The organism is Sphingomonas sp. AOB5 (assembly GCF_029433115.1).
In the GTDB taxonomy this organism is placed as follows: Bacteria; Pseudomonadota; Alphaproteobacteria; order Sphingomonadales; family Sphingomonadaceae; genus Sphingomonas.
Genome location: NZ_JARNTV010000133.1, coordinates 1 through 1,868 on the forward strand (window position 1 = coordinate 1; position 1,868 = coordinate 1,868).

Sequence of the window (1,868 nt, forward strand, 5' to 3'; positions counted from 1 at the left end):
CCACTCAGCACGATAGTAACCTATGGGTGGCCGGGTGGGGGAGCGGGCCGGTGCCGCCTCGATTCAGCAAAGCTGGATCGACCCAAACAACTCTACCGATTTTGACGGCGGTCAAAGCGCGCCGCCTTGCGCGGGCGCAGGTCAGGTCATCCTTCAACGGAGTGACCACAATGTTCGCCGACAACTATGCCTTCCTCTACCTCGCCTTCGCCGAAGCCGCTGCGTTCATCGCCGTGGTGAGCTTCGTCAGCATCGAGGACGCCCTGCGCCGCCGCGTGTGATCAGGCGGGGTGCCGTTCGAGCAGGATATCGCGCACCGCGATCAGCCTGCCCTGCTCGCGGCCCAGCCGGACGATCCCGTTGCCGCCGCGATCCTCGCGTTCCGCGCGATACTTGGCGTCGACCAGCATCTCGCCCTCGAACACGATATCGTCGATCCAGTAGGCGCGGCGCCCCGGCTCGAGCACGGTCAGATGGACATGCGCGGGCAACGTCCGGTCTGGATAGGGCGCGGGCTTGATCGTCTCGAACCGGTAGCGCCCGTCCGCCCCGGTCTTCACCCAGCCGCGCAGCCGGCCATGGCGGCGGCTCCACTCGGTCTCTGGCGTGCCGTTGGCGTACAGCCCCTCGGCATTGGTGTGATAGGCATAGATCACCACGCCCGGCGCCGGCTTGCCGTCCAGCCCGATCACCGTGCCCGCCAGAATCAGCGGCTCACCCGGTTCCCCCGGCGGCGCGATCCTTGCGGATGCCGCAGTCACCGTGCGTTCGAGGGCGCCTTCGCAACCCTCGCAGTCATACAGGTCGGCGCGTACGTCGCGCGGCGGCGTCTGCCCCACGGCCCGGCACGCACCTAGCGCCGCGGTTCCGGCCAATGCTGCAATCATGCTGCGGCGATCCATGGCGCGCTCCTCTCGGGAACAGCCTGACAGATCACTCGTCCGCGGTCACGTCCTCGCGTGCTGCGACCTGGCCAGAGACTTGCTTGTGTCCGCTGCGTTTCCACACGCCGCGCAGCATCGATGCCGCCAAACCCGACACGCCCGGCCGCACGAACAGCCAGTCGCGGATCGCCGGGCCCTTCGCCGCGCCGATCGTGCCCTTGTAGCCGCTGTCGCCAGCCCCCCAGTCGACCCGGGTAATCCCGTCGGCGATCGCGCGGACCAGGTTGCGGTAATAGAGCAATTTCCCCGGTGAATGCTTGCCGAACGCGGGGTCATAGCTGTTGGCGATGGCGTATTTCAGCGTGCCGGCATTCAGATCGAACGAGAAGGCCGAAGGCACGCCGTCGACACGCAGCACCGCCGCCCACATCATCTCCGCGATCACCGGATCCTTGGCCGCCGCGCGCCAGAAGCCGCCATGACCCTGCGCGGTGAACTTGGCGTCGCTGCCATCGGTGCGCGCCGCGATCCAGCTCCTGTCCTCGATTTCGCCGAGCGCGTCGAATGCGTCATCGCTCCAGCCGCTGCCCGACACGAAGCGCCAGTCGAGTTCGCCATGCGATCCCAGATGCTTTTCGTGGAAGCGGTTCTTCTTCAGCGTCGAATTGCGCGGCCAGGTCCCTTCGGCCTGCGCCGCGGTCATGTCGAGCAGATAGGAGTCGGCGACGAAGCGATCGAGCACCGCCCATCCCTTCGCCTTCGCCGCAGCCTTCATCAGCTCCAGCGCCGGATCGCCGTCATAGACCGGCCCGATCCGCAGCGCCCGCACCTCGCGCGCCAGCCGCGGCAGCAGCGCCTCGAGCGCCTCGACACCAGCATCCTCGCGCACCGGAAAACTGCGGAACGGCCAATAGCATCCCGGCACCTCGGCCAGCCCCAGCCGCGCCGGCCCCTTGGCGACGATCGGCAGCGCCAGCACCGGCG

General features: G+C 67.9%; 2 protein-coding genes. Both read right to left on the reverse strand.

Annotated features, from left to right (window positions below; all coding sequences use genetic code 11):
- Positions 1 to 281: 281 nt before the first annotated feature.
- Entirely contained in the window at positions 282 to 902 is a 621-nt protein-coding gene (locus tag P1X14_RS22010; RefSeq protein ID WP_277317564.1) for a hypothetical protein, read from the reverse strand.
- Positions 903 to 933: 31 nt separating this feature from the next.
- Positions 934 to 1,868 (reverse strand): GNAT family N-acetyltransferase (locus P1X14_RS22015; RefSeq protein WP_277317565.1); only part of this gene is annotated, 935 nt, incomplete at its 5' end.

Excerpts from the sequence above, each read along its gene's own strand:
- P1X14_RS22010 (WP_277317564.1), bottom strand. The coding sequence starts at position 902 with ATGGATCGCCGCAGCATGATTGCAGCATTGGCCGGAACCGCGGCGCTA.